This is a genomic window from Bacillus sp. JNUCC-21 (assembly GCF_041222765.1).
Lineage (GTDB): Bacteria > Bacillota > Bacilli > Bacillales > Bacillaceae > Bacillus > Bacillus velezensis.
This window is the reverse complement of the sequence record NZ_CP166019.1, coordinates 860,001-886,409: the sequence shown is the minus strand read 5'-3', so window position 1 is coordinate 886,409 and position 26,409 is coordinate 860,001. Positions and strand designations below refer to the sequence as shown.

The following is a 26,409-nucleotide window of genomic DNA, read 5'->3' as shown; positions in this document are numbered from 1 at the left end:
CCAGACTCGGACATCAAATGGAAAAGCAAAGAGGAGGAGAAATGATGAAAACGATCATTTTACTTGGGGTCATTCTCACTTTTTTAGTATCCATTTTTACGGCGGGTTACGACAGCAAACCTGAAAACAAATAACGGCAAAAGGGTGCTCTTTATAAAGAGCACCCTTTCCTATACAACATAACAATGTTTCATATTTGAATATGTTCTTGGACAGTTGATTTTTCATGAGATTTGCAGCTTGTTTGATACTCGATTTTTCCGATTTTGCAGCCCGGGCCGATTTCCACATGCTTTCCTCTGACGATGTCCGCTTCCGTGTATTCGAGGTAAATTGCGTCTCCTTCGATCAATTCAGCAGAAAGCGTGCCGGCTTTCCGTTTAAGAAAACCGGGTTTCCGTCTGACGGTGATCGATGTGCCGCCGATTTCTTTCACGCGGCTTCGGTCATAACGCAAATGGATGTTTACGTCCCCTGCGTTTAACAATCCCGCCACATTGATACATCCTGTTACATGAAGCAGCTCCGTCTCGCAATCGCCGCCGACGGTGAGACTGCCTTTTATATGACACCGCTCTCCCGCGGCCCCGCCGCCAATTTCAGCAAGTCCTTTCAGCCTCATCGTGGCGAAACGCATGGAGCCGCCGACTTTCAATGTGCCCATCACATTTGCTGAACGTGCTGATAAATCTCCTGCAACTTCATGCTCTCCGAAAATTTTCAGCCTGTTGATCTCGGCATCTCCGAGAAAAAGTCCCGTACCGAATATTCGGCAGCGTTCGCTTTGAAGTCCTTCGCCGACAGTTCCTTCCCCTTTAATGCTTACATTTTGGTAGGAGCCGCCGGAGGCGTGTCCGGCTCCGTACATTTTTAAATGACTCAATTTTTTTGTCGTTTCCATCGCAGTTCCTCCTATCGTTTCACGACTTTGTTAACCAAAGCGGAAGGATCACATGTAAAATCGCCGCTGTATTCCACAGTCCCAATGGTGCAGCCTGGGCCGATCCGTACATGATTTCCGCGGACTGTCTTCACGTTCGTGTCCGCCAATTCAATGATGTCACCTTCAATCAGCTCCGCTGTCAGCACCGGGGCCGGCATCAGCTTAAAACGCGTAAGCACGCTCTTTCTGCTCATCACTTTCAAATGGCGGCAGCCGATCTCTTTCACATGGCTTTCTCCCGCCGCCAGCTTAATACTGACTTCATCGGCATTCAGCAGGCCGCCGATCTTGCATTTGCCTTCCGAACGGAACGTCTCTGTCTCGCAATCGCCTTCAATCGCGGCTTTCCCGGATATGAAAATATCATCAGCTTTCACACCGCCGAAAGATGAAAATCCCGCGACGTTCAGCCGCTCCGTTTTGACATCACCTTTAATGACACCCGTTCCATTGATACGGATGGATTCAGCTTCGGCACTGCCGGAAATTTTCCCCGAACCGCTGATCGTCAGCGTTTGCGTCTTGACATGTCCGTCTGTTTTTCCGCTGCCGTTAAACAAAAAGCTCGCGCACTCCACATCACCTGACACCGTGCCGCTTCCGTTGATCTCCACTGTATGAAAACGGCCTCCTTTTGAACTTCCTGAACCGTTGATGATTAATTTATCTGTTACTTCCATTGATGGTCCTCCTGCATCCATTTCGTTTTTAATTCTTCCGATGCCGCAGCAAGCGCCACCCGTTCAACCACTTTGACAGTCGGTTCAAATAAAATATGTTCCGCGTCTGCAATGAAGCACGTCGTTACGCCAAGCTTTCGGAGCATGACAAGCTCCGTATTCGCTTTCAGTTCGGAAGCCTCATACGTTTTCAGCACCCCTGCCGCCAATTTTCCTTCCTCAAGGCTGATATTGCCCGATTGCAAAAGCCCTTCAAGCACATATAAAGACAGCAGCGCGCGGGACGTGAATGTCACACCGTCTTCGCCATAAACTTGCAGCGCGGCTTTTGAAATCAGTCCCTTTTGAAGCAGCTCCGCAGACGTTATATTGACATCAGTCATTTGCGGAGACAGCATTTCTCTCATTTCATCCAAAGACAGATTTTCTTTCATTTTCTGTATTTTTGAGATACGTTTTAATATTTCCGCTCTCGGAAAAAATGTTTCCTGGCCTGTAAATGTTGATTTTCGGATAAACCATTCTTCAGGAATTAAATTTTTCCGTTTCCAGCGGTACAGCTGCCCGTATGAGATTGATGTTTCTTCCAGCAATTCTTTTTTAGAAATCAGTTGTTCCTCCATGAATCCAGCTCCTTCGATGAAAGTATTGTAACATAACACTGTTACGTTGTTAAGCCTGAAATATAAAAATGCTGTGAACAGCTGCTGTCCGTCTTTTTTATTCAATAAAAAAACGCCCGGATGCGGGCGTTTTTTCACGTCAAATCTCTGTAATTTTGCTGGCGCAGCGCTTCATATACAAGAATCGCGGCCGTGTTGGACAGGTTTAATGATCTCACATGCTCGGTCATCGGCAGACGCAGGCAGCGGTCCATATTGTTTTCGATCAATTCTTTCGGAAGTCCGCTCGTTTCTCTGCCGAATACGAAGAAAAAGTCTTCCTCCGTATTTGAGTAATCAAATGATGTGTGCGGCTTTTGGCCGAATTTTGTAATGAAGAAAAACTTTCCGTTCTCATATGCCTCAAATAACTCTTCCAATGAATCATGATATACGACGTTGACGAACTCCCAATAATCGAGTCCGGCGCGCTTCAGCATTTTATCATCGGTCGAGAATCCGAGCGGGCGGATTAAATGAAGCGTTGTGTCTGTTGCCGCACAAGTACGTGCGATATTTCCCGTATTGGCCGGGATTTCGGGTTGATATAAAACGACATGTAATGCCACGATGTTCACCTCTGTTTTTTATTCCGCCCACCATTATATCATTAATTACTCTTTTGTCGTATCATCCGTAATATGAAAAAACGCATATCTGATGGAAGGAGTATACGCCGTTGAATCCTCATATGACCAATATCTCATTCTGCTGTCATACGTTTGGGCATTGACAAGCGGCATATTGCTTTTATCTTTCGCGACCACGATCGCCGTATGATTAAAACGGCCGTCCCCTTCAAAATCATAGCAAATGATATCTCCGGGCATCAGTTCTTCGGCTCTTGATACTTGCACCGCGCGAAGCCCTGCCTTGGATTGGGCCAGATACATCTTCATCGAATGCGCGACCGTCCAGCTGTAGCTCCACGAGCTTGCCTTCATCCACCAGCCTGAGCCTCTGTTCGGATGCCCCCGCATCGGTGCTTTTCCGGCATGTAAACATTGGGAAATAAAATTGGTGCAGTTGTCGCTGAAATTTTTATAAGCGGGATTTCGTTTATTCCAAAACTTCTCCGCGTACTGCACGGCAGCCAGACGGTCGTATTGAAACGCCCGCCCGAAATCTTCCCGTTCACTCCGCTCATATTCAATTACGCTGTTTCCGTCAGAAAATCCCGCCGGTTTTTTCTTTACTTCCCGGTCTTTAATCAAAAGCTGATCATAGAGAAATGCAGTCCGTTCCTCAATCTGCTCTTCTAAGTAAAGGTGTCCGTCATGCTCCTTGCACAAATATTCGAAATGAATCGTGTACATGACGCATAACGTGCCGTCGTCCTCAAGGCTGCTTTTGACAATGACGGCTTTTGCCTTCGCTTTCACGATGTCAACTTTCCGTTTTTCAAACAGCTCTTTTTTTCTCGTCAGGACCTCAAGATCGCCGGCCTGCCCATTGTGCCTCATCTCGGTTCCGTTGATTAAATAATGAAGCCGGGCCTCCGCTAAATCTTCAATAATATGCTTCAAGCGCTCCACCCACCATACTGTTTTATAAAGAAAAAACACTTGAACTCACGCCAAGTGCTTTTTCTCTATACATATGTCAGGACCGGCCGGTTTTAGTCTTATCAGAAACCGATAACAGCTCCAGTCCCTTTTCAAATTCCCGTATAGCTTCCTCATCCTGCTCCTTTTGAAGCGCTTTTTCTAATTCCCCCGCATAATCAGGATCACCGATTTTCCCGATGGCCCAGGCGGCCGTCCCCCTGATAACGGGGCGCGGATCTTGGTGCATCAAGGCCGTTAATTCCGGAAGAGACGAGGCATCTTTAAAATGAGCCAAAGCTAAAATCGCATTCCGCTGTATCGGCTTCTTGCCGCGCCATGATCCCGATACATGTCCGAATTTTTCTTTGAATTCGCGGTTGCTTATGGTCAAAAGCGGCTTTAACAGCGGCTTTGCGATTTCCGGATCAGGCTCCATCTGCGGATGAAGATGAAAATCTTTCCCCTTATTAATCGGACAGACCGTCTGGCACGTGTCACAGCCATACAGACGGTTTCCGATTTTCGTGCGGAATTCATCCGGCAAAAATCCCTTTGTCTGGGTCAGGAACGAAATACAGCGCTGGGCGTTAAGCTGTCCGGGATTGACGAGCGCGCCGGTCGGACACGCATCTAAACATTTTGTGCACGTACCGCACATATCTTCAATCGGCACATCCGGTTCAAAGGGCAGATTGGTAATCATTTCAGCCAGATAGACGTAAGAGCCGTATTCAGGCGTGGTGATCATGCAGTTTTTGGCGCTGAAGCCGATTCCCGCCCGTTCAGCCACGGCCCTGTCGGACAATTCCCCTGTATCCACCATTGACTTTGTGCGGATATCCTCATGTTTGCTTTGGAGAAAATTCTCCAGCAGATCAAGCTTTTCCCTCAGCACGTCATGATAATCCTTCCCCCAGGAAGCTCTGCAAAAAATGCCGCGCCGCCCGTCCCTCGTGCTCCTCGGCGCATCTTTCATTTTGGAAGGATAAGCAAGGGCGATGGCGACGATTGATTTGGCTTTCGGGAGAAGCAAAGACGGTGTAACCCGTTTTTCAATATCCGGCTCTTCAAACCCGGATAAATAGCCGAGTGATTCCTGAAGAATCAGCCGGTCCCGCAGACTGTCGAACGTATCAGCCGTCGTAAACCCGATTTTGTCGACTCCGATGCTTTTGGCGTATTCGATTAATTCCTCTTTCAGTTTATGAATATTCATTTTTTGCACAGCCTCCTTTCTTTGTGATCAGGCTCCCGCACAGGTATAATAGAGTTTTATCATCCCGAAATGGAGTGAACACACTTGAACATCAGTTTAGATCCACTTATTGCTGAACGGGTGCCGGGGATCAAAGCGGCAGCCGTCTTATATGAACAGATCGAAGTCGGGCCTGCTCCGCAAATGCTGAAAGGCCGCCTCCGTTTATTTCAAGAATCTCTTTACTTTGATTATGCTGACGGCGGTATAGAAGAGCAGCCTTTTGTAAAAGAGTGGGCGCGTATAATGGAACAGCTCAGTCCCGCCTTTTCAGGACAAAAAACGCCGATGGAGCTTATGCTCGGCGATATTTCCCGGGAACGATTCATTGAAAGTGTGAATTCAGCCCATGATACCATACTTTTTTTCTCCTTGAAATATTCATTGCCTATCATGGCGTATGATTCCTCAGAAATAGATGAACCAATTTCAATTACGATCGGAGAAAAAGAAAGCGTACTGTCCTTCTCCGGCCCGGACGGCGTTTTCGGCGACTTCACCGGACATATCAATACACGCCCTGTCACGCCCGGCACAAAGAAAATGCTGCAGCTGATCTTTTTCCCGCCTTCATTTCATGCCGACGCGGCGGATGAGCTGCTATCATCCTTAACAAAAATGTTTGAACAAATTCACGGAGGCACGCATACCGTCTCTTGGCTTTCATAAAAAGACACGCCTTCGTGTCTTTTTTCACATAAAAAAACGCAATACTTCGTTTATCAGAGAAACGAAACACTGCGTTAATAACGTATGTATGGAGCGGGTGATGAGAATCGAACTCACGACATCAGCTTGGAAGGCTGAGGTTTTACCACTAAACTACACCCGCATCAAAATTATTTTTTGTCAGTACCGATTTGATGTTTCTAATATTACATGTTTATTTTTTTTTCGTCAAGGGAATGTTAAAAAATTTGTCGAAAAAAATTCTTTTTTTGTCCACATGTTAAGTTGGGTTTACATTTTGTTAAGAGTCTCATACAATATAAAAAAGAAAAAACTTGAGGTACGCCTGATGATGAAAAATAAAGTAAAAGAGCTGAGAGCCAGATTCGGCTATTCTCAGGAAACGCTCGGAAAAGAAGCCGGAGCCACCAGACAGACGATTGCAGCGATTGAAAAAGGAGATTATGTGCCTTCACTTTTATTGGCGCTTAACATCTGCCGGGCTTTCTCCCTGCCGATGGAGGAAGTGTTCTGGCTGGAGGAGGAGAAAAAATGAGTTTGAAAAGAAAAGCGTGTTTTCACCTTGCACTCTACGGATTGGCCTGCTGGACGCTTATTTCCTTTATGGAAGCGGCGCCGCGGATCGCTCAGTTTTTCCAAACGGAGGGGAGCGGTTCATTTGAGCTGAATATCACTCCGTTTCTGCTGTTTACCGTTTGTGCCGCATTGTATATCTATGCCGAAAAGAAAAAACGGAACGGCAAAAAGCACAGGCTTGTGCCCGATGAATTTGAGGAACAGGATGAAAGAGAACGAATGATGACGGCTAAAGCTTGCCGTTCCTCGTATATCGCCGTTTACTTCTCATTGCCGGCCGCAGCCGTTCTGCTTTTGTTTTATCCGCTGATTCAGCCGCATCTACCCTTTTTTCCGATTCTTTTGATTTTCATTCTGATGATGATTCAGCATTTGGCTTATGTTTTCACTTTTCATAAGCACGGCAAAAACTCCGGTTCATGACAGATCCGGAGTTTTTTACATTACCAGCTCGCTTTTTTCACCCGGGAATCCGGCCTTTATGCGCCAGCTCCCTGAATGCGATTCTGGACAATTTAAATTTTCTCATATATCCGCGGGGCCGCCCCGTCACCGTACAGCGGTTATGAAGCCTGGCCGGAGCAGAATCACGCGGCAGTTTGCCCAGCGCTTCCCAGTCTCCTTTTGCCTTTAATTCTCTTCGGATGTCCGCATATTGTTCAACAAGCTTCTGCCGCTTGAGCTCTTTGATCACTTTTGATTTTTTTGCCATTTCAGCACTCCTAACAAATCGTAATAATTACGTTTTGTATCATATCATCCATATGAGTATCGTGCAAGCTAAGCGCTTAAAAAGGCGGGTGAATACCCGCCTTCACTGCCGGCATTTCCCCGGAAATGAATCCGCAGAAAGCGCCCGCCGTCAATTATTCGCCTTGCGACGTCATCAGACTTTCGCTTTCTTTCCTCTTGCAAAATGGTCGTTGCCCATTGCTTCACCCAGTCTGCGCTCAAGCTTTTTAGTCCGTTCATTCTGAAACGGCAGAAGCGGAAACACGAGTTCAGCCAGATAATAAGCTTCTTCCAGATGCGGGTAGCCTGAAAAGATAAACGTCTCAATGCCGAGTGCCTGATACTCTAAAATTCGAGCAGCGACAGTCTGCGGATCACCGACAAGCGCCGTGCCCGCTCCGCCTCTGACCAGTCCGATGCCGGCCCAGAGATTCGGGCTGATCTCAAGCTTCGAGCGGTCACCGTTATGGAGATCGGCCATCCGTTTTTGTCCCGAAGAATCAGCCCGCCGGAGCGAAGCCTGCGCTTTCGCAATCGTCTCTTCGTCTAAATGGCTGATTAATCGTTCAGCCGCTTCCCATGCCTCTTCCTCAGTCTCCCGGACAATCACGTGAAGTCTGATGCCAAAACGCATCGTCCTTCCTTCCTTGGCAGCCTGTTTTTTAACAGTTTCAATCTTTTCTTTTACCTGCTCCGGCGGCTCTCCCCATGTTAAATAGACATCTGTATGTTTCGCCGCAGCCTCAATTCCCGCCTGTGATGAACCGCCGAAATATAATGGCGGATGCGGAGACTGCTTTGGCGGAAACAGCAGATTGCTGTTTTCCACTTTGATATGGTCCCCTTCATATGTCACCGTTTCGCCCCGCATGAGTCCGCGCCAGACGGTTAAAAATTCTTCAGTCGCCTTATAACGTTCATCGTGGCTGATAAACATGCCGTCTCCCGCCAGTTCATAAGGATCTCCGCCCGCTACGACATTTACGAGCAAACGGCCGTCTGACAGCCGATCCATTGTCGACGCCATTCTCGCGGCGACAGACGGCTGCATCAGTCCCGGACGGACCGCCACTAAAAATTTCAAGTCACTCGTTTCCCCCGCTAAAGCGGCAGCCGTCAGCCACGGGTCTTCACATGATCTCCCCGTCGGCAGCAGAACCCCCGTATACCCGAGTCTGTCCGCCGCCTGTGCCACTTGCTTAAAATAAAGATGATCCGCCGTTCTCCCTCCCGTTTGCGTCCCTAAATACCGGCCGTCACCATGCGTCGGAATAAACCAAAGAATCTCCATATGAATCTCTCCTTTTTTAATAGGTTACCCTTCATAACTGTTCCGCCATTTTAATAGTTTCCGTTCGAGCATTCTGACCAATGCATCTGTCAGCTTGCCGACAGCCGCAAAAATGATAATGCCGACAAACACCTTATTTGTCTGTGAAAATTGTCTGGCATCCATAATCATATAACCGACGCCCTCGCTCGATCCCATCAGTTCCGCCACCACGAGACCGAGCCACGCAATGCCTAGAGAGAGCCTGATGCCGAGAAGGATATTCGGCAGAGATGCCGGAAGAATTAATTTCGTCATCTGCTGATACCAGTTAAATTCCAGCACCCGCGCGACGTCAAACAGCTTCGCGTCCACACTGCGGATTCCGAGAAACGTATTAATGTACACTGGGAAAAATGCCCCTAATGCGATCAGCAGAATTTTTGATGTCTCATCAAACCCGAACCACAAAATAAACAGAGGAGTCACGGCCAAGTGCGGAACCGTTCTGAGCATTTGCAGAGACGGATCTAGATATGCTTCCGTCCGCTTTGAGAAACCGACCAGCAGCCCGAAAACAAGTCCGAGGCCCGCGCCAAGCAGAAATCCGGCAGCCGCCCTGTATAAACTGATCTCTAAATGACCCCACAGTTCACCTGAAAGAAGAAGTTCCTGAAACGTCTGCAAGATGACGACAGGTGACGGGAGCACCGTTGTCGAGACGATGCCCAGACTTGCGATAACCTGCCATACTGCGATGACCGCAGCCGGGAGTACAACCCCTTTCATCCATTGGTATGAATACTTCCGGGAAGTTGCCAGAGCTTTCTTTTCTGATTGGCTTATTGCGCCGGCAGCCGTTGATGCTTCTGCTTTCATTACTTGCCATCCCCCGTTTCAAGCGCTTTTTTAATAAATGAATTGTCGACAACGTCTTTTACATGAATTTTCTTATGAATCGCTTTTGTTTGATATTGAAAATCAGCGGTTTCCTGCTGGGCTTTGACAATATCATCATTGATCGGTTCATTGAGAGGCTCAGTATTGTTAAGCACGTTTCTGACGACTTTCGGATCAAGATGTTTGATTTTCGCATATAAAGAGACAGCTTCATCTTTGTGTTCCTTTTGCCATGCAACTGCTTTATTGAACACTTTCAGAAATCGGACAACCTCATCCGGGTGTTCTTTGGAAAATCCCGTTCTGACTAACGTGAAACCGGGAGAATATAAATCTGTGCTTTCTCCGTTCGCCAATATTTCCGCCCCGTGCTGCAGCGTTTCAATTGACAAATACGGCTCCCAAATGGACCATGCGTCAACTGATTTGTTTTCAAAAGCGGAAACCGCCTCATCAGGCTGAAGCTGGATGATGGTGACGTCATCGGCGGAAAGCCCCGCTTTATCTAAAGCTTTATAGAGAAAATCAAAGCCGCTGCTGCCTTTGGCTACAGCGATTTTTTTACCTTTCAATTCTTTCAGGCTCTGAATCCCGCTGCCCTTGTTTACGAGAATGCCATTTTCCTTTAACCCGTCCTGAGACAGCCCGATCTCTTTAAAATCAATTCCAGCCGCCTGACCGGAAATGACCGGTGAATTGCCGACCTGGGAAAAATCAAGCTTATCGGCGGCAAGACCTTCAAACTGCGGAGGACCGCTTTGGAATTCGACCCATTTTACTTTTATTCCGTCTTTTTTGAAGGCCTCTTCAAACCAGCCTTTTTCCTTGGCAATGAGAAGCGGGCTTAAACTCTGCTGGATGCCGATCCGGATTTCTTTCACCGTTTTCCCGCTCCCTCCTGTCCTGTCTGCACTGCATCCGGCTGACATCATGACTGCTGCGGCTAAAAGAATGATGATTTTTTTCACTTCACTTCGTCCCTTCTATATCCCGGACCCATCCGCAAACCGGAGGTCTTCCGTTTTCTCAAACTCAGAAAGCACCTTCTGCCGGACGGCCTGAAAATCCGCTGAGGTCCGATTGCGCGGATGCGGAAGCTGAATCGGCATCAGGCTGTGCAGCCGGCCGGGCTTTGCGCTGAGGATCGCCAGCTTATCGCCTAAATAGACGGATTCATCAATATCATGCGTGACCAGAATCATCGTCGTTTTTTTCCCGCTCCATATATCAAGCAGCACATCCTGCAAATGTTTTCTCGTAAAAGCGTCAAGCGCCCCGAACGGTTCATCTAAAAGCAGCACCTCCGGCTCGCGCAAAAGGGCTCTGGCGATGGCAACCCGCTGCGACATGCCGCCGGATAATTCGCGCGGATAAGCGTTCTCCGCTCCCTGCAGCCTGACAACCTCAATCAGATCATCCACTTTTTTCCGAACGGCCGGGTCGTTCATATTGAGATCGGCAGCGATGTTTTGTTTTACCGTCAGCCAGGGAAACAGCCGGTGCTCCTGAAAGATAAATCCCTGCCGGATGCCCGGTCCCGATACATTGCGGCCGTTTATTGTGACAGAGCCTTTATAATCGGTATCAAGACCGGCAATCAATTTTAAAAGCGTGCTTTTGCCGCATCCGCTCGGCCCGATGACAGTCAAAAATTCTCCCGATGCAATTGACAGCTCAATATCATTCAGCACCGGCGTTTTCCGGCCTTCATGCTCAAAAGCTTTTTCTTGTATGCTGATGGTTACAGCCATCTGTCTTCCCCTCTCTTTCTGCCGCGTGCGATCGAAAAACAAAAAGGCCCCCATCTCCGATTGCTTGCAGAGATGGGAGCCTTCGGCGGTCCGATCGGCAACCCGTTTGTTTTTAAATTTGAATATCATGTTAATTCAAATTATTCCGACTTGTCAACTGTTTTTTATAAGGATTAAAATACGCCCTCCGGCATAACCCTGCCAGAGAGCGCATCGGCTGTATCACGTATTTACTTCCTTTTCTTGGCGGGCGATTTTCAATAATGTCCGCGCGTTGTTGCCGAAAATGTTCTCTATATCTTCTTCCCGCATATTGATTTCCCGGCAGGTCCTCACCTGCTCCTGAAGATATCTGTATACATATCCTCTCGGAAATCCGTTCGAATCCGTCCCGAAGATGATCCGTTCAGCACCGATTAATTCAGTTGTCTTCCGAAACAGAATTTCCAAATCAAGCGGGTACGGCATCCACCTCATCCACTGATTTGAGCCGGACGTGTCAATATACACATTCGGGCAGCTCCAGCACAGCTGCAGCAGTTCCTGATAATATCCGGCGCCGAAATGCGGAATGATGAACGGTATATCAGCATACTCTCTCGCGACGCGATAGATGGAGAGCGGGTTGATGTTGCGATGGCTGACAATGCCCCCCGCTCTTCCTAAAAGCCCGAAGTGAATTAATACAGGCAGCCTTTTGTCAGCCAGATACGTCCACAGCTTTTTCAGCGACGGATCATGAAAATCGATGTCTGTCAGCGGCCCGAACAGTTTATATCCTTTCAGACCGAGCTCTTCTACCGCTCTTTTCAGCTCTTCATACGCATCCTCCCGCTCCAAAGGATGATATGCAAATCCGGTAAATCTCGCGGGATTGGCTTGAATAAACGCCGCCATCCGGTCATTGCTCTCTGCTGTTAAAAAATTCAGCACGTCAATGCCGTACTTATCTAATTCATTCTCCCATCTTGTCATCAAAGCGATTTCGCCGTCATCGCCCTCAACATCATGCGGATCAGGAAAATCCCAAGTCAGATTCATTCTATCTGACCGCTCCCGGTTATAATCGGAAAATGTCTTATCGTTTTTGCCGAAATAAAGGCTGTACGGCAGATGACCGTGAATATCGACAGGTTTAAAATGCTGCCGGAAAAGCATACAATCGCCGCCTCCCTTACCGCCTGACAATATAAAAAGGCCCTTATCCAGTGAAGAATAAGAGCCTCTTGTGTCCAAGTCAGCGGTTTCTATTTTTTTCTCATCTTAAACCCATTATTCCCGTCAGTCAAGTATGCTTTCAAATCCAAACCCTTTTTCGATAATACAAATAATTATTTTATAATCATTATAAAATAATATTGACTTTTTAATGATAGGTGATATTATGTTTTTATAAATCTAAAGAGGTGATCACATGAGTTCAAATAAATTGACAACCAGCTGGGGCGCTCCTGTCGGAGATAACCAAAACTCAATGACGGCCGGCGATCGCGGTCCTGCTTTAATACAAGACGTCCATCTGCTTGAGAAATTGGCGCACTTTAACAGAGAACGCGTTCCCGAGCGTGTCGTTCACGCAAAAGGCGCGGGCGCACACGGTTATTTTGAAGTCACAAATGACGTTACAAAATATACGAAAGCCGCATTTCTGTCAGAAGTCGGTAAACGCACGCCGCTCTTCATCCGTTTCTCAACCGTTGCGGGCGAACTGGGCTCTAGTGACACAGTGCGCGACCCGCGCGGATTTGCCGTTAAGTTTTATACAGAAGAAGGAAACTACGACATCGTCGGAAACAATACACCCGTGTTCTTCATCCGCGATGCCATCAAGTTCCCTGACTTTATCCATACACAAAAAAGAGATCCGAGAACACATCTGAAAAACCCGACGGCCGTTTGGGATTTCTGGTCTCTGTCACCGGAATCCCTGCACCAGGTCACCATTCTGATGTCAGACCGGGGCATTCCGGCGACTCTTCGCCATATGCACGGATTCGGAAGCCATACATTTAAATGGACAAATGATAAAGGCGAAGGCGTCTGGATCAAATATCACTTTAAAACAGAGCAAGGCGTGAAAAACCTTGATGTTAATACAGCCGCAAAAATCGCGGGCGAAAATCCCGATTACCATACGGAAGATTTGTTCAATGCGATTGAAAACGGCGATTTCCCCGCATGGAAATTATATGTTCAAATCATGCCGTTAGAAGACGCAAACACATATCGCTTTGATCCGTTTGACGTCACAAAAGTATGGTCTCAAAAAGACTATCCGCTCATTGAAGTCGGCCGCATGGTTCTGAACCGCAATCCGGAAAATTACTTTGCGGAAGTAGAACAGGCGACGTTCTCTCCCGGCACATTAGTCCCCGGCGTCGACGTCTCACCTGACAAAATGCTTCAAGGCCGGTTGTTCGCATACCATGACGCGCATCGCTACCGTGTCGGCGCGAACCATCAGGCGCTGCCGATCAACCGTTCCCGCAATGAAGTGAAAAACTATCAGCGTGACGGACAAATGCGTTTTGATGATAACGGCGGCCGCTCTGTCTATTACGAGCCTAACAGCTTCGGCGGCCCGAAAGAGTCACCTGAAGATAAACAGGCGGCATATCCTGTATCAGGTTTCGCTGACAGTGTAAGCTATAATCATCATGATCATTACACACAAGCCGGCGACCTGTACCGCCTGATGAGCGAAGAAGAGCGCGCGCGCCTTGTCGCCAATATCGTCAGTGCGATGAAACCTGTGGAAAAAGAAGAAATTAAGCTGCGCCAGATCGGCCACTTCTACAAAGCTGATCCTGAATACGGCAGACGCGTTGCCGAAGGACTCGGACTGCCATCACCAAAATAACATCAAAAAACCTGCCGGTCTGCCCGGCAGGTTTTTCCTGTTTATTATCAATAAAACCGTTTTTTTCTCAATTATACGAAGTGGCATGCCGCAAAATGATGAAGCCCTTTTTCTGACAGCGCCGGACTTTTCTCAGCACATATCTTCTTGGCTGCCGGGCATCTCGTTCGGAATTTACAGCCTGAAGGCGGATCAGAGGGGCTCGGTATATCACCCTTTAAAATTATCCGCTCCCTTTTCGCTCCGGGATCAGGAACAGGCACGGCTGATAACAGCGCTTTCGTATAAGGGTGAAGCGGCCGTGAAAAGAGCTCCTCCTTTGACGCGTATTCCACAATCGTCCCTAAATACATAATGGCGACCTTCGTACATAAGTGCTCCACCACGCTTAAATCATGAGAAATGAACAAATATGACAGCCCGTGCTGTTTTTGAAGGCTGCTGAACAAATTGATCATCTGCGCCTGGATGGAGACATCTAACGCCGCCACGGGTTCATCCATAATGATAAATTGCGGCTTGAGCGCCATCGCTCTTGCAATCACGATCCGCTGCCGCTGCCCTCCGGAAAATTCATGCGGATAACGGTCGATAAAGTTTGCGGAAAGGCCGCAGGCTTCAAGAACTTCCGCCGCTTTATCACGCGCGTTCCGTTTTACCGCCAATTGATGCTCGATCATCGCTTCACCAATGGCTTCTCCGATCCGGCGCCGGGGATTTAAAGAACTGAACGGATCTTGAAAGATGAGCTGCGCTTCTGATCTGAAAGTTTTGAGCTCGCGCCGGCTCATCCGAAACACATCACGCCCCTGAAAAAACACCTCTCCCGCTGTTTTTTCATGAAGCCTCAAAATGGTCTTGCCGATTGATGACTTTCCGCTGCCCGATTCTCCCGCTAAGCCGAACACTTCTCCCTTTTCTATCGTAAAACTGACACCGTCAACCGCTTTTACGGGATTTTTGCGGGTCTTTCTCATCCCCCCATGCTCCTCGTAATATTTTTTCAGCCCCTTGACCTCCAGCAACACATCACTCATCTGCTTTCTCCTCTCTGTAAAGCCAGCACGCCGACTGATGCCCCTTCCCGAATTCAGTAAAATGCGGGCTCGATTTCCGGCATATTTCCGTGCTGTGTTCACATCGCTCCGCAAAATAACAAGACGATCCCGACAGGTCCGCAAGCTCGGGGACCTGCCCCGGAATGGTGTACAGCATCTCCCTTCTTTGACCGATAACCGGCTTGGCCGCGAGCAGCCCTTTCGTATACGGATGCTTCGGATCAGAAAACAGCTTTGCAACCGGTCCTTCCTCCACAATTTTTCCCGCATACATGACAATCACATAATCAGCCATTTCAGCAACCACGCCAAGGTCATGAGTAATGAATAAAATAGACGTGCGAAATTGCTTTTTCATATCCCGCAATAAATCCAATATCTGCGCCTGAATGGTTACGTCAAGCGCTGTCGTCGGCTCGTCGGCAATGATCAATTTCGGTTCGCAGCTTAGCGCGACAGCCGTCATGATGCGCTGCAGCATGCCGCCGCTCAGCTCATGAGGATATTGGTGCATAACCTGCTCGGCATGCGGGATCCCCACTAACGTGATCAGTTCAACGGCCCTCCGCCATGCTTCTTTCTTACTCAGCAATAAATGTTCGCGAATCGGTTCGGCCAGCTGCTCACCGATTGTAAACACCGGATTCAAAGATGTCATCGGTTCCTGAAATATCATCCCGATTTCGCTGCCGCGGATTTTCTGCATGTCTTTTGGTTTCAATTCCAACAGGTTCCGTCCGGAAAAATGCACCGCTCCCCGTTCGATTCTCCCCGTCTCGGGAATAAGCTGCATAATGGACAATGACGCCATGCTTTTCCCGCAGCCGGACTCCCCTACAATACAAACCGTTTCCTCCTCATGTATCGTAAAGCTGACATCGTCCACGGCCTTTACCGCCCCCTCCTCTGTATAAAAAGCCGTTTCCAAATGCATCACTTCTAAAAGCGGTTTTTTCATTTCATTTTCACCTGCCGTTTTACCTTAGGATCAAAAGCGTCTCTTAAACCGTCTCCAAGCAGATGAATCGCCACAACGGTCAGAAAAATGGCCGTTCCCGGCGGAATCCACAGCCACGGACGGAGTGTAAAATCCATAAAATGATTCGCAGCTTCCATCATGTTTCCCCAAGAAGGTGTCGGCGGAGCAACGCCAAGCCCGAGAAAACTCAGCGCCGATTCACTCAGCATCGCTCCCGCCACATGCAAAGTCGCCGCTACCAGTAATAACGGCAATGTATTGGGAAGCAAATGATAGAGGATTTTCCGTTTATCACTAAGCCCCAAAACTTCCGCGGCCATCATAAACGGCTGCTCCTTCAGCGACAAAATCTGTCCGCGTACAAGCCGCGCCAGACCGGGCCATCCGATCAAGCTTAACATCATCATAATCAGGTACATTCTGTGTTCAGAAGGCACTTTCCACTCCGACATCACCGCAGCCAAAATCAAAAGCAGCGGCAGTCCCGGGATGGACATGAGCATATCAGCAATGCGCATAATGATCATATCAGCGGCTCCCCGATAAAATCCGGCCGCAGCCCCGAGTAAAGAACCGATGACAAGCGACAGCACCATTGAAGCAAGCCCCACGGTCAGAGAAATCTGCCCCGCCAGCATCAGCCTCGTCAGCACATCTCTCCCGTACTGGTCAGTTCCCAGCCAATGATGGATTCCCGGCTGCTGATTGGCATTTGAAATATCCGTCCGATCTGTTATGTACGGAGAAAAAGACGGCCCGATAAAGCACAATAAAAACATAAAACATAAGAAAAGAAGACTGATGACCGTCAGCTTATGCTGCAGCAGGCGGCGGTACGTCTGCTTCCAAAGAGAAGGCGGCACCCCTTTTTGTTTTTTCATTCCGAACACCCCCTATTTCAGCCTGACCCGCGGATCAACCGCGGCATAAGCGATATCCGCCAAGAAGTTCCCCACAATCGTTAAACAAGACAAAAACAAGGTAAACGCCATCAAAACCGGATAATCACGATAATGCACAGATTCCAGCTGAATACGTCCGACACCCGGCCACCCGAAAATCTGTTCAATAATGATGGCTCCGGAAAACAGTCCCGGCAGTTCAAAAGCAAGCAGGGTGATGGCCGGAATGAGCGCGTTTTTCAACGCATGTTTCCAGATGACGGTGCGCTCTTTCAATCCCTTCGCTCTCGCCGTTCTGATATAATCCTGTCTGATCACGTCCAGCATGCCGGAGCGGAAATACCTTGTCAGCGAGCCGATGCCGAGCATAGATAAAATCACGACCGGAAGAATCATATGTCTGGCGGCTTCAAGCACGTACGAAAAACCTGTACTCGTGCTTCCGGTATCAATCATCCCGCCGACGGGCAATATTTTCAAATCCACCCCAAACCACTTAATAAACAGAAGGCTGATAAAAAAAGACGGGAACGCCATGGAAGCAAAAACAAGAAACGTCACGATCCCGTCAAAGCATGAGTATTTCCTGACAGCGGATATGACACCCGTTATCATTGCGGCTGACCATGTGACAAGCAACGCCAAAAACGCGACAAAAAACGAATTCCAGACATATTCCCGAAGCAGTGACAGGACGTTCTCCTGATATTTCAAAGAAAACCCAAAATCTCCGCTGAGCACATTTCCGAGCCATGTCACATAGCGCTTCCAAATCGGCTGATCCAGCCCGTAAAGCGCTTTTAACTCCTGCGCTCTTTCAGGAGTCAGGTTTACATTGGAATCAATATAGTCGCCCGGCAGCATGGCGAATAAGAAAAAAATAATAAAGGACGTACCAAATAAGATCACAAGCATTTGAATGAATCGTTCTGCGGCATACCGTTTCACAAAAAGCCCCTCCTTTCCGCTGAAAGGGCAAAATCCCCGGGATGCACCGGGTATTTTGCCCAACCGTTCTATTGAATTGAGACATTTGAGAGACTTGAACTGATTCCAGAATAATTGTCAGGCTCAAGCCCTTTTATTTTTCCGCTGACCGCCCTTGCGCTCTGACGGTAATGAATCAGAATGTAAGGCGGGTTTTCCCCGAGCTCCCGGTACAGCTGGTGATAAATCTCTTTTCTTTTGCTGATATCAAGCGTGCCGGCTCCTTTCTCTATCAGCCGGTCCGCTTTCGGATTGGAATATCCCGTTACATTATTGGGATGGCCGGAAGCCAGCTTTTCCACCGTGTCATTCGGATCAAGAATCTGCGAGGTGGAAACGGCGGCAAGGTCATATTGTTTGTCATTTATTTTCGCTACTTCTGTATTAAAATCCATCACTTCCGGTTTTAATGAGATTCCGATGTCCGCGTAATTTTCTTTCGCGATCGGGATGAAATCATCATCCGCTTTAGACGTGTAATAGCTTATTTCAAGCTTTTTGCCGTTTTTTTCACGTACACCGTCTTTGCCCGTTTTCCAGCCCTCTTCATCGAGAAGCTTTTTGGCTTTTTCAGGGTTAAACGCGTACCGATTGACATCTTTGTCATCATAAGCCCACGAAACCGGAGACACCGGCACATTCGCGACTTCTCCGTAGCGTTTAAAGCGGACATCGACGATTTTTTGACGGTCAAGCCCGTAAATAAGCGCTTGGGACACTTTCTTATCTCGAAAAGGCGGACGCTTGTGATTGACGTACACAAGCCCGTAATCATTCACGACAGATACGCTTATATTAGCAAAACCGAGACTTTTTAAATGCTGAACCGTATCATCATCAGGTGAGAAAGAAGCGTAATCAAGGTCACCCGTTTCAAACAGCTGAAGGGAAGTTGACGGATCGATAATTTTATAAATGAGCTTTTCCGTTTTCGGTTTTCCGGCATAATAGTGTTCATTAGCCTGATAGCGTATTTCCTGTCCCGGAAGATATTCTGTAAATTGATAAGGTCCCGCTCCGAGCGGTTTGGCATAAAGCTCTTTTAAATAATCCAGTTTGCCGAATTGATATTTCTTCCCGTAGTAGGCTTCTGACAGCACCTGCCCGCCTAAAAGAAGCAGCGACTTCGCACTGACTTTCTCAGTCGTGATTTGAATGGTTCTGTCATCAAGGACGAGAATGCCCTCTATCGTCTTTGCCTTTCCTTCTTTGTAAGCCTTACCGCCTTTAATATAAGCCGTGGTGATATCTTCATAGCCCGCGTATGCAGGATCATGCAGCAGTGTTAAAGTGAATGCGGCATCCTTTGCGGTCAGCGGTGAACCGTCGCTGAAAACGAGATTTTTTCTTAAACGGAACGTGTATGTAAGCTGATCTTTGGAAATTTTCCAGCTTTCCGCAAGAGCCGGGGCAGGCTTCCCCGTTTTATCCAGTTTGACTAACGGTTCAAAAATAGGATCTGTCGCATTTCCGTCCCAGCCGTTTTCGTAAAAGTACGGCAGAAACACACCGCCCGGCGCGGAAATCCCAGCAACAAAAGTGTCAGTTCTGGCTTTCGATTTAGCGGGAATCGCCGCCGGATGAGAAGCTTTAAATTCCTTTGTCTTGACATGGGCAATACGTGTTTCTTCCTTTTTATCCGCCGCAGATGACGGTTCTTCTCCGGCACTCCCGAACGCGCACCCTGATAACATGATGGATACCGACAGCGCGAGTACCGTTGTTTTTATCCTCCATTTTCTATCCTTCATCTTTATCGAACCCCCGCATGCTTTTCATCTATCTTTATATAAATCTGCTCCATCTGTTCCTCATTTCTCATAATCTCCCGTTTGTTTTTCTCTACAAGCAGTTCGAAATTCAATGTGTGTTTTCTGTACTTTTTTCGTTTTTTGCTCTTTTTGCGCACATGTGATACCTTTTTTAACGCCACTTTTCATCCCTCCGCTTTTCATTTCATTCATGACTTTCACGCAAAAAAGGCCCTTATCTGTTTAAAAGATAAGAGCCTTCGGTGATCCGATCAGCCATCGTTTGGAAATATGTAATGATTATGTTAATTCATACAATCCCTACCTGTCAACTACAATTTAAAATATCGTTTCCTTCCGGGGGTTTTCCTCATACACTCTCTCATTTTTCCGCATATGCTAGAAAACATAGCAGAGTACAAGTGAAAGTGAGTGAGAATGTGGAAAAGACAACATTGACCGGCCGCATCGTCAAAAAAGATGACCCGGACTATAATGCTGCGAGAACCAATATCAATTTAAGCCTGCAAAGATATCCAGACATCATTGTGTTTTGTCAAAACAAACATGACGCCCTCAATGCGGTGAGATGGGCGCGTGAGAACAATGTGCCTTTCCGTATCAGAGGCGGAAGACACAGCTACGAAAATTTTTCCCTGTTAAATGACGGACTAGTCATTGATCTCAGTGAAATGAAGAAAATAAGAGTAAATGAGGATAAGCGGCTGGTCTCGATTGAAGCGGGAGCCGAATTGGGGGAAGTCTACCGGACACTCTGGCGGTACGGCTTGACTCTTCCTGCGGGAACCATTGCGAATGTGGGAATCACGGGGCTGACGCTCGGGGGAGGAATCGGATATTTAACAAGGACTGCCGGATTTACTTGCGATCGTCTCCTCCAGCTCGAGATGATCATAGCGGACGAAAAAGCGGGTGCTGACTTGATCACAGTCAACCGTTCAAAGCACTCTGATCTATTTTGGGCGTCTCAGGGAGGAGGGGGAGGCAACTTCGGTATTGTCACATCCATGATGTTTAAAGCCGTACCGATCTCGTGCGTGTCTGTTTTTTCTGTCACTTGGGGCTGGGATGATTTTGAGGAAGTATTTAACACATGGCAGCGCTGGGCTCCATTTACAGACAACCGGCTTACCTCATCAATTCAGTTTTGGCCTAAGGAAGTAAACCGCATAGAAGCGCTCGGTCAATTTACCGGGACAAAAGATGAGCTGAAAGAACTGCTGGCTCCGTTAATGAAAGCGGGAAAACCGGCAAGCGGCATGGTCAAGACAGTGCCATTTATTAAAGCGGCAGCCTTTTTTAACAGCCCGGGAGGCAATCAGCCGCAAAAGATGAAGCGGTCAGGATCCTTTATTGAAAAACCATTATCAACACGCGCGATTTCCACTTTAAAGCGCTATTTAGAGCACGCTCCGAACGAAAACGCCAGTGTGTGGCAGCAATCTCTCGGCGGGGCGGCCGGACGGATCGCTCCTGACCAAACGGCATTCTACTATCGCAACGCAATCATTGCCCAAGAATATATTACAACTTGGACATCTGCTGAAGAAGAAAGACAAAATGTCCGCTGGATCGAAGGACTGAGAACGTCCCTATCAAGAGAAACGATGGGAGATTACGTGAATTGGCCTGATAGAGAAATCAGAAACTGGCTGCAAACGTATTACGGAGAAAATGTTCACCGCCTCCGTCAAGTCAAAACGAAATACGATCCGGAAAATATATTCCGCTTTGAACAGAGCATTCCGCCGCTTCGCCGTTCACCGTTTTTCTAAAAAAGATGAAGATGGGCAAACTCCATCTTCATCTTTTCTTTTATTGATATAAGCGGCTTCCCTTCTCTGCAAACTCTTTTGCTTTTTCTTTCAGCCCTTCGTTGACGGCCTCGTCTTCAGTAAGTCCGTTTTCCTTCGCATAATCACGAATATCCTGAGAAATTCTCATGCTGCAGAACTTCGGGCCGCACATCGAACAGAAGTGAGCCGTTTTTGCGCCTTCAGCCGGCAGCGTTTCATCATGATATTCCATTGCTCTTTCAGGATCAAGCGACAAATGAAATTGATCACGCCACCGGAATTCAAACCGCGCCTTAGACAGAGCATCGTCACGGATCTGTGCACCCGGATGCCCTTTAGCAAGGTCTGCGGCATGTGCCGCGATTTTGTACGTAATGACGCCTTCTCTTACATCATCACGATTCGGCAGCCCCAAATGCTCCTTCGGCGTGACATAGCAAAGCATCGCCGTCCCGTACCAGCCGATCATCGCCGCGCCGATTGCTGAAGTAATGTGGTCATAACCCGGAGCGATATCCGTCGTTAATGGCCCGAGCGTGTAAAAAGGCGCCTCTTTACAAATTTCCAGCTGCTTGTCCATGTTTTCCTTAATTTTATGCATCGGCACATGACCCGGTCCTTCGATCATCACTTGCACATCGTGCTTCCACGCAATCTCCGTCAATTCTCCGAGAGTCTCCAATTCCGCAAACTGCGCTTCATCATTGGCATCCGCAATCGAACCGGGGCGAAGCCCGTCACCAAGAGAAAAAGCGATATCATAGGTCTTCATGATTTCACAAATTTCTTCAAAATGCGTGTACAGAAAGCTTTCCTGGTGATGAGCCAGGCACCATTGCGCCATAATCGCCCCGCCGCGGGATACGATTCCCGTCGTGCGTTTAGCCGTTAACGGGACGTAACGAAGCAGTACGCCGGCATGGATGGTGAAATAATCCACGCCCTGCTCCGCCTGCTCAATCAATGTGTCACGATAAATGTCCCACGTTAAATCCTCGGCAATGCCATTTACTTTTTCAAGCGCCTGATAAATTGGCACCGTCCCCACAGGCACGGGGCAGTTGCGGATAATCCATTCACGCGTCGTATGAATGTCTTTTCCCGTGGATAAGTCCATCATCGTATCGGCGCCCCAGCGAATCGCCCACGTCATTTTTTCGACTTCTTCTTCGATAGAAGATGTAACAGCCGAGTTGCCGATATTGGCATTAATTTTCACATGAAAATTCCGGCCGATAATCATCGGCTCGCTTTCCGGGTGGTTGACGTTAGAAGGAATAATCGCCCGTCCGCTCGCCACCTCTTCCCTGACAAATTCGGGAGACACATGCTCACGTATTGCGATAAACTCCATTTCCGGCGTAATGATGCCTTTTCTCGCATAATGCAATTGTGTTACATTTTTCCCCGGCTTGGCCCGAAGCGGTTTCCGCTGTAGGCCGGGGTATTCGGCGGCACGGCCCTCTTTTTTATAGCCGTTGTCTTCAGGTCTCACGGTCCGGCCGTTATATTCTTCTACATCTCCGCGCCCGGTAATCCACTTTGTGCGGAGCGCCCCCAGCCCTTCATGAATATCAATCTGTACATCCGGGTCTGTATACGGCCCGCTCGTATCATAAACACGGACCGGCGCATTCTCCTCTTCCCCGAATGCCCCTGTAGTCGCACTCAGGCTGATTTCCCGCATCGGCACTCGTATATCGGGCGAAGAACCTTCTGTATAAACCTTTTTACTGCCGGAAAAACTCGACATAATGGAAATGTTCGCTTGCTGTACTGATTGATTTTGCATACAAATCTCTCCTTTATCATTTGAATAACAGAACCAAGCTCAGCACCAGCACAAAAAAACCGGGTTCAAAGAAGAACCCGGTTTTTGCAGTCAGAAAGAAACTATTATTGTTTTCATCAACAATAATAAAACGTTTACTTCCCCACGCTGGTACGAACCAGATCAGGTCCAAAGGGTTAAGAAGCCGCCGCTTCTCTCTCAGCCCGCTCAGACGGGCACCCCCAGTAACTATTGATTTCGCTCTCATCGTAACATAAGTTGTGTACAAAAAAAAGCATATTATCAAAATTCAGATAACGGTACGGTCATAAGCTCTGTTTCCCGAACGCCTTTTTCGGTATTAAAAACCCGATAACCCTTTGCGGTTTCCCGGGAAGAGACAGCCCGGAACAGCTGACCGTCTTTATAATGAAGCGCAGCGCCGTCATCAGCGGCATAACCCTCCCTGAGTTTCATTTCTGAAATCAGACGGTGATACACCGGCCGGCGCTCCGCTTCTCCGTCATAGTGCGGACAAAAGCTTCCCGGCAAAAATCCTAAAGCTCTTAACTCTCTCAAATCTCCAGCCGAATCCGTCAATCCTTCTTCATACCAGCAAATCGCCCCGGCGCTGAGACCCGCCAACATGATGCCGTTTTCCCAAGCCTCACGAAGAATAAGGTCAATCCCCCACTCTTTCCATAAGACAAGCATATTGCGCGTATTTCCGCCGCCGACATATATAATATCTTTCTTCATGAGAAAGGATCTGAGATCAGAACCCGGCGGTTTAAACAGCGACAAGTGATCCGGCTCACACCGCAGCTTTTGAAAGGCCTGATAAAACCTGCCGATATAATTCTCCGAATCTCCGCTTGCCGTCGGCAAAAAACAAATTTTCGGCTCTGACCGCGCCGACTGCTCTAAAATATACTGATCCAGCACAAGATGATCCGGCTCCATGGAAAAGCCCCCGCCGCCCATTGCAATAATCTGCTTCAATGTCATCACCTCTTTTTTCCTCTAGTATAACAGCTCATAAAAAGGCGTTATCCCAATTTCGGATACCGCCTTTAAAAAGTATTTGTTATCTGAAAAATGAAAACGCACCGTATAACACAACGGAGATCCCCGCGGCGATAAGCGCTGGAACAAGCTTCGAACGGGCATACTTCACAACATCGATCCCCAACACCGTACAGGTTGTCACCGTATTATCACTGAGAGGAGAAGCAAACGCTCCAAATGTTCCGCTCGCAAACACGGCCCCGATCGCTAATAATAAGCTGGTATGTGACTGAACCGCCAGCGTTACGCCGAGCGGCATTAAAAGCCCCCAAGTCCCCCAGGATGACCCGATAAAATAGGATATAACAGCCCCCAGTATAAAAAGAGACGGCGCAATAAACATTTGGGGGATCCATGACGTTAAATGAGAAGTAACATATTTCGAGAATCCCAGGTCTTCAGATACTGCTGTTACGGCCCAAATCAGCGATAACATAATAATAACGTTGACCAATTCGTTTCCGCCCTTAATAAAATGGGTAACAAGCTCGCCTGCATGAAAACGCTGAAACATAAAAAGAGCAAATGCTGCAATAACCGCTGCCAATAATGCGGTTAACATGACGCCAAGCATATCGCTTTTGATAAAAGCATTCAAAAACCCTTGTGCTTTTGAATGGCCGTCCCACCAACTGAGAAAGAGTGTTAATAGCAAAAACAGCCCGATCGGAATGATTAAATTCCACGGCCGAATCGGTGTTTCCTTAATATAAGCACGGTGCGCCGAATCCAGCTCCTCCTGCTGGTCAGCATGCTCATCACTTTTGAACATTCCCGTATGTTCACCGTGAATATCTGAGATCGTCCCTGTTTCCATGTTGAATGAACCTGATCCTTTTGAAAGCAACACACCCCTGTTCCGCGGAATCGGTTCCGTATTTTTGTTATGTTTGCGAGCAGTAGTTTGTCCGCTCTTTTCTGTTTTTTCTAAGCTTTCGTCCGCTTTTTGTTTCTTAAAAAAGCAGTAATAAATTCCGACTACTATAATCACAATGGAGAAAAAATTGAAGGGAATACTTTTCACATACACCGTGTAAGCCGGCTGATCTATTCCTGACGTTTTAAGGGCCTGTCCGATAATGGAAACCATGTAGCCGACAAATGCCGTTGCTATCGGAATCAAGGCAATGACAGGGTTTGCCGTAAACTCAATGGCATACGCAATTTTCTGTTTCGACAGGTCCAGACGCTTGCTTAAAGCTTTCATGATCGGTGCAATTGTGACGATGCGAAAGTCCGGTTCACTGAACGTGCCAAATGTCGACAGCCATGCAAGCAGCATCGCACCTTTTTTGGTTTTAACTTTTTTACTGATCAAATGGACGAATCCTTTTATCCCGCCGGTCAGCTTTATAATCCCTACAAGGCCGGCAAATGAATATAGAAACACAATGATTCTAATATTATTGGTGACGACAATGTTGCTGATTACATATTGAACCATATGCTCAATCCCGCCAAGAAAGCTGGGATGCAAAAGATAGCTTCCGACCAGCAAACCGACAAACAGGCCGGACTGCACTTGCTTTGTAATGATTGAAATGGGAATGACCAGAATAAATGGGATAAGACAAGCCCAAGTCCCTTCCATAAAAAACACCTCTTTCAAAGAACTTCTTGTTAGTATCTTTGAAAAAAGCGGATTTATACAATCTGCTCGCGTATCATGTTTTCACAAGCCTTGGAGGATATTTTCACACAACAAAAAAGGCTTCTACATATTGTAGAAGCCTTTTTATACCGGTGGCCGGGGTCGAACCGGCACTCCAGAAGGAACACGATTTTGAGTCGTGCGCGTCTGCCAATTCCGCCACACCGGCATGTAATGCGTCGTGTTCAACCGACGTATATAAATATAACATGTATTTCATAAAACGTCAACGGTTTTAGCAAAGTTTTTTAAATGGTAATGCAGTATATACGATACAAGCAAGAAACTTATATTGATAGTCATTACGTTTTTATTATATAAAAAAAGTGATCTGCAATATGCAAATCACTCTCATATATGTTTTATAATGTGAAAACTGATGACCAATTTAACATAGTTCGTTCAAAGTTAAATTGGTGCCGAGGGCCGGACTTGAACCGGCACGGTAGTCACCTACCGCAGGATTTTAAGTCCTGTGTGTCTGCCAATTCCACCACCCCGGCAATAGAAAGGCGACACCCGGATTCGAACCGGGGATAAAGGTTTTGCAGACCTCTGC

At 47.5% G+C, this 26,409-nt stretch carries 25 protein-coding genes, 4 tRNA genes, 1 pseudogene and 1 riboswitch (1 of these 31 cut by a window edge); of the genes and pseudogenes, 5 read left to right on the top strand and 25 right to left on the bottom strand.

Annotated elements, in window-relative coordinates:
• Window positions 1-190: 190 nt before the first annotated feature.
• The 6 genes from JNUCC21_RS04600 to queG all read right to left on the bottom strand — a co-directional run bounded on the left by JNUCC21_RS04600 (window position 191) and on the right by queG (window position 5,048).
• Window positions 191-901 (bottom strand): hypothetical protein, encoded by a 711-nt coding sequence (locus JNUCC21_RS04600; protein WP_060562068.1) that lies wholly within the window; start codon window positions 899-901, stop codon window positions 191-193.
• 11 nt (window positions 902-912) lie between these two features.
• Window positions 913-1,623, bottom strand: a complete 711-nt coding sequence (locus JNUCC21_RS04595) for a polymer-forming cytoskeletal protein (RefSeq protein WP_150941086.1) — start codon at window positions 1,621-1,623, stop codon at window positions 913-915.
• Window positions 1,614-2,246: a YhbD family protein gene (locus JNUCC21_RS04590; protein ID WP_015417094.1), complete on the bottom strand. Its 633-nt coding sequence runs from the start codon at window positions 2,244-2,246 to the stop codon at window positions 1,614-1,616. Before JNUCC21_RS04590 ends, JNUCC21_RS04595 begins: the two co-directional genes overlap by 10 nt.
• Before the next feature lie 134 nt (window positions 2,247-2,380).
• Window positions 2,381-2,863 carry a tRNA (uridine(34)/cytosine(34)/5-carboxymethylaminomethyluridine(34)-2'-O)-methyltransferase TrmL gene (gene trmL, locus JNUCC21_RS04585; RefSeq protein WP_007610253.1) on the bottom strand — a complete coding sequence of 161 codons (483 nt, stop codon included), beginning with the start codon at window positions 2,861-2,863 and terminating at the stop codon, window positions 2,381-2,383.
• A 36-nt stretch (window positions 2,864-2,899) separates the two neighbouring features.
• Window positions 2,900-3,811, bottom strand: coding sequence for an amidase domain-containing protein (locus JNUCC21_RS04580; RefSeq protein WP_039062846.1), 912 nt, complete (start codon window positions 3,809-3,811; stop codon window positions 2,900-2,902).
• Window positions 3,812-3,887: 76 nt separating this feature from the next.
• Window positions 3,888-5,048: a tRNA epoxyqueuosine(34) reductase QueG gene (gene queG, locus JNUCC21_RS04575; protein ID WP_039062847.1), complete on the bottom strand. Its 1,161-nt coding sequence runs from the start codon at window positions 5,046-5,048 to the stop codon at window positions 3,888-3,890.
• A gap of 84 nt (window positions 5,049-5,132) precedes the next feature.
• Between queG and JNUCC21_RS04570 the strand changes: the two genes are divergently transcribed.
• A complete protein-coding gene (locus JNUCC21_RS04570) occupies window positions 5,133-5,756 on the top strand; it encodes a hypothetical protein (protein WP_039062848.1) in 624 nt (207 codons plus the stop codon).
• An 89-nt stretch (window positions 5,757-5,845) separates the two neighbouring features.
• On the opposite strand, the gene JNUCC21_RS04565 is transcribed toward JNUCC21_RS04570, so the two are convergent.
• Window positions 5,846-5,919, bottom strand: a tRNA-Gly gene (locus tag JNUCC21_RS04565).
• 189 nt (window positions 5,920-6,108) lie between these two features.
• Here JNUCC21_RS04565 and JNUCC21_RS04560 point away from each other — a divergent pair.
• Both JNUCC21_RS04560 and JNUCC21_RS04555 read left to right on the top strand, forming a co-directional pair.
• The gene (locus JNUCC21_RS04560) at window positions 6,109-6,312 is read left to right on the top strand and encodes a helix-turn-helix transcriptional regulator (RefSeq protein ID WP_003155407.1); all 204 of its coding nucleotides are present in this window, start codon (window positions 6,109-6,111) and stop codon (window positions 6,310-6,312) included.
• Window positions 6,309-6,776: a hypothetical protein gene (locus JNUCC21_RS04555; protein WP_012117138.1), complete on the top strand. Its 468-nt coding sequence runs from the start codon at window positions 6,309-6,311 to the stop codon at window positions 6,774-6,776. The genes JNUCC21_RS04560 and JNUCC21_RS04555 overlap by 4 nt, the downstream gene beginning before the upstream one ends.
• A gap of 20 nt (window positions 6,777-6,796) precedes the next feature.
• On the opposite strand, the pseudogene rpsN reads toward JNUCC21_RS04555, so the two are convergent.
• The 6 genes and pseudogenes from rpsN to JNUCC21_RS04525 form a co-directional block, all read right to left on the bottom strand.
• A pseudogene (gene rpsN, locus JNUCC21_RS04550) lies at window positions 6,797-7,065 on the bottom strand (30S ribosomal protein S14).
• 174 nt (window positions 7,066-7,239) lie between these two features.
• Window positions 7,240-8,376 carry an FMNH2-dependent alkanesulfonate monooxygenase gene (ssuD, locus tag JNUCC21_RS04545; protein WP_072588928.1) on the bottom strand — a complete coding sequence of 379 codons (1,137 nt, stop codon included), beginning with the start codon at window positions 8,374-8,376 and terminating at the stop codon, window positions 7,240-7,242.
• 24 nt (window positions 8,377-8,400) lie between these two features.
• Complete coding sequence (locus JNUCC21_RS04540) at window positions 8,401-9,234, bottom strand: ABC transporter permease (RefSeq protein ID WP_052827200.1); 834 nt, start codon at window positions 9,232-9,234, stop codon at window positions 8,401-8,403.
• On the bottom strand, window positions 9,234-10,223 hold the full coding sequence (locus JNUCC21_RS04535; protein WP_369878603.1) for an aliphatic sulfonate ABC transporter substrate-binding protein: 990 nt from the start codon (window positions 10,221-10,223) through the stop codon (window positions 9,234-9,236). The genes JNUCC21_RS04540 and JNUCC21_RS04535 overlap by 1 nt, the downstream gene beginning before the upstream one ends.
• Window positions 10,224-10,238: 15 nt before the next feature.
• Window positions 10,239-11,006: an ABC transporter ATP-binding protein gene (locus JNUCC21_RS04530; protein WP_072588927.1), complete on the bottom strand. Its 768-nt coding sequence runs from the start codon at window positions 11,004-11,006 to the stop codon at window positions 10,239-10,241.
• Window positions 11,007-11,228: 222 nt separating this feature from the next.
• On the bottom strand, window positions 11,229-12,164 hold the full coding sequence (locus tag JNUCC21_RS04525; protein WP_072588926.1) for an amidohydrolase family protein: 936 nt from the start codon (window positions 12,162-12,164) through the stop codon (window positions 11,229-11,231).
• 256 nt (window positions 12,165-12,420) lie between these two features.
• Between JNUCC21_RS04525 and katA the strand changes: the two genes are divergently transcribed.
• A complete protein-coding gene (gene katA, locus JNUCC21_RS04520; RefSeq protein WP_003155420.1) occupies window positions 12,421-13,866 on the top strand; it encodes a catalase KatA in 1,446 nt (481 codons plus the stop codon).
• 71 nt (window positions 13,867-13,937) lie between these two features.
• Here the strand turns inward: katA and JNUCC21_RS04515 are convergent, their stop codons facing one another.
• The 6 genes from JNUCC21_RS04515 to JNUCC21_RS04490 all read right to left on the bottom strand — a co-directional run bounded on the left by JNUCC21_RS04515 (window position 13,938) and on the right by JNUCC21_RS04490 (window position 19,725).
• On the bottom strand, window positions 13,938-14,903 hold the full coding sequence (locus JNUCC21_RS04515; RefSeq protein WP_025284458.1) for an ABC transporter ATP-binding protein: 966 nt from the start codon (window positions 14,901-14,903) through the stop codon (window positions 13,938-13,940).
• Window positions 14,896-15,882: an ABC transporter ATP-binding protein gene (locus JNUCC21_RS04510; RefSeq protein ID WP_327975945.1), complete on the bottom strand. Its 987-nt coding sequence runs from the start codon at window positions 15,880-15,882 to the stop codon at window positions 14,896-14,898. The genes JNUCC21_RS04515 and JNUCC21_RS04510 overlap by 8 nt, the downstream gene beginning before the upstream one ends.
• A complete protein-coding gene (opp4C, locus tag JNUCC21_RS04505; protein ID WP_025284456.1) occupies window positions 15,879-16,784 on the bottom strand; it encodes an oligopeptide ABC transporter permease in 906 nt (301 codons plus the stop codon). The genes JNUCC21_RS04510 and opp4C overlap by 4 nt, the downstream gene beginning before the upstream one ends.
• 12 nt (window positions 16,785-16,796) lie before the next feature.
• Window positions 16,797-17,753 carry an ABC transporter permease gene (locus JNUCC21_RS04500; protein WP_369878598.1) on the bottom strand — a complete coding sequence of 319 codons (957 nt, stop codon included), beginning with the start codon at window positions 17,751-17,753 and terminating at the stop codon, window positions 16,797-16,799.
• Between the two features lie 68 nt (window positions 17,754-17,821).
• A complete protein-coding gene (locus JNUCC21_RS04495) occupies window positions 17,822-19,543 on the bottom strand; it encodes an ABC transporter substrate-binding protein (protein ID WP_150941083.1) in 1,722 nt (573 codons plus the stop codon).
• A gap of 2 nt (window positions 19,544-19,545) precedes the next feature.
• A complete protein-coding gene (locus tag JNUCC21_RS04490) occupies window positions 19,546-19,725 on the bottom strand; it encodes an FbpB family small basic protein (protein ID WP_003155431.1) in 180 nt (59 codons plus the stop codon).
• 258 nt (window positions 19,726-19,983) lie between these two features.
• On the opposite strand from JNUCC21_RS04490, the gene JNUCC21_RS04485 reads away from it, so the two are divergent.
• On the top strand, window positions 19,984-21,339 hold the full coding sequence (locus tag JNUCC21_RS04485; protein WP_063095841.1) for an FAD-binding oxidoreductase: 1,356 nt from the start codon (window positions 19,984-19,986) through the stop codon (window positions 21,337-21,339).
• Between the two features lie 40 nt (window positions 21,340-21,379).
• Here JNUCC21_RS04485 and thiC read toward each other — a convergent pair whose 3' ends face one another.
• The 6 genes from thiC to JNUCC21_RS04455 form a co-directional block, all read right to left on the bottom strand.
• A complete protein-coding gene (thiC, locus tag JNUCC21_RS04480) occupies window positions 21,380-23,152 on the bottom strand; it encodes a phosphomethylpyrimidine synthase ThiC (RefSeq protein WP_216062157.1) in 1,773 nt (590 codons plus the stop codon).
• Window positions 23,153-23,274: 122 nt separating this feature from the next.
• Window positions 23,275-23,385, bottom strand: a riboswitch (TPP riboswitch).
• A 49-nt stretch (window positions 23,386-23,434) separates the two neighbouring features.
• Window positions 23,435-24,133: a peptidase E gene (locus tag JNUCC21_RS04475; RefSeq protein WP_041482004.1), complete on the bottom strand. Its 699-nt coding sequence runs from the start codon at window positions 24,131-24,133 to the stop codon at window positions 23,435-23,437.
• A gap of 85 nt (window positions 24,134-24,218) precedes the next feature.
• The gene (locus JNUCC21_RS04470) at window positions 24,219-25,790 is read right to left on the bottom strand and encodes a Na+/H+ antiporter NhaC family protein (protein WP_369878596.1); all 1,572 of its coding nucleotides are present in this window, start codon (window positions 25,788-25,790) and stop codon (window positions 24,219-24,221) included.
• A 147-nt stretch (window positions 25,791-25,937) separates the two neighbouring features.
• Window positions 25,938-26,019, bottom strand: a tRNA-Leu gene (locus JNUCC21_RS04465).
• A 245-nt stretch (window positions 26,020-26,264) separates the two neighbouring features.
• A tRNA-Leu gene (locus tag JNUCC21_RS04460) sits at window positions 26,265-26,353 on the bottom strand.
• A gap of 7 nt (window positions 26,354-26,360) precedes the next feature.
• Window positions 26,361-26,409, bottom strand: a tRNA-Cys gene (locus tag JNUCC21_RS04455) (it continues 22 nt past the right edge of the window).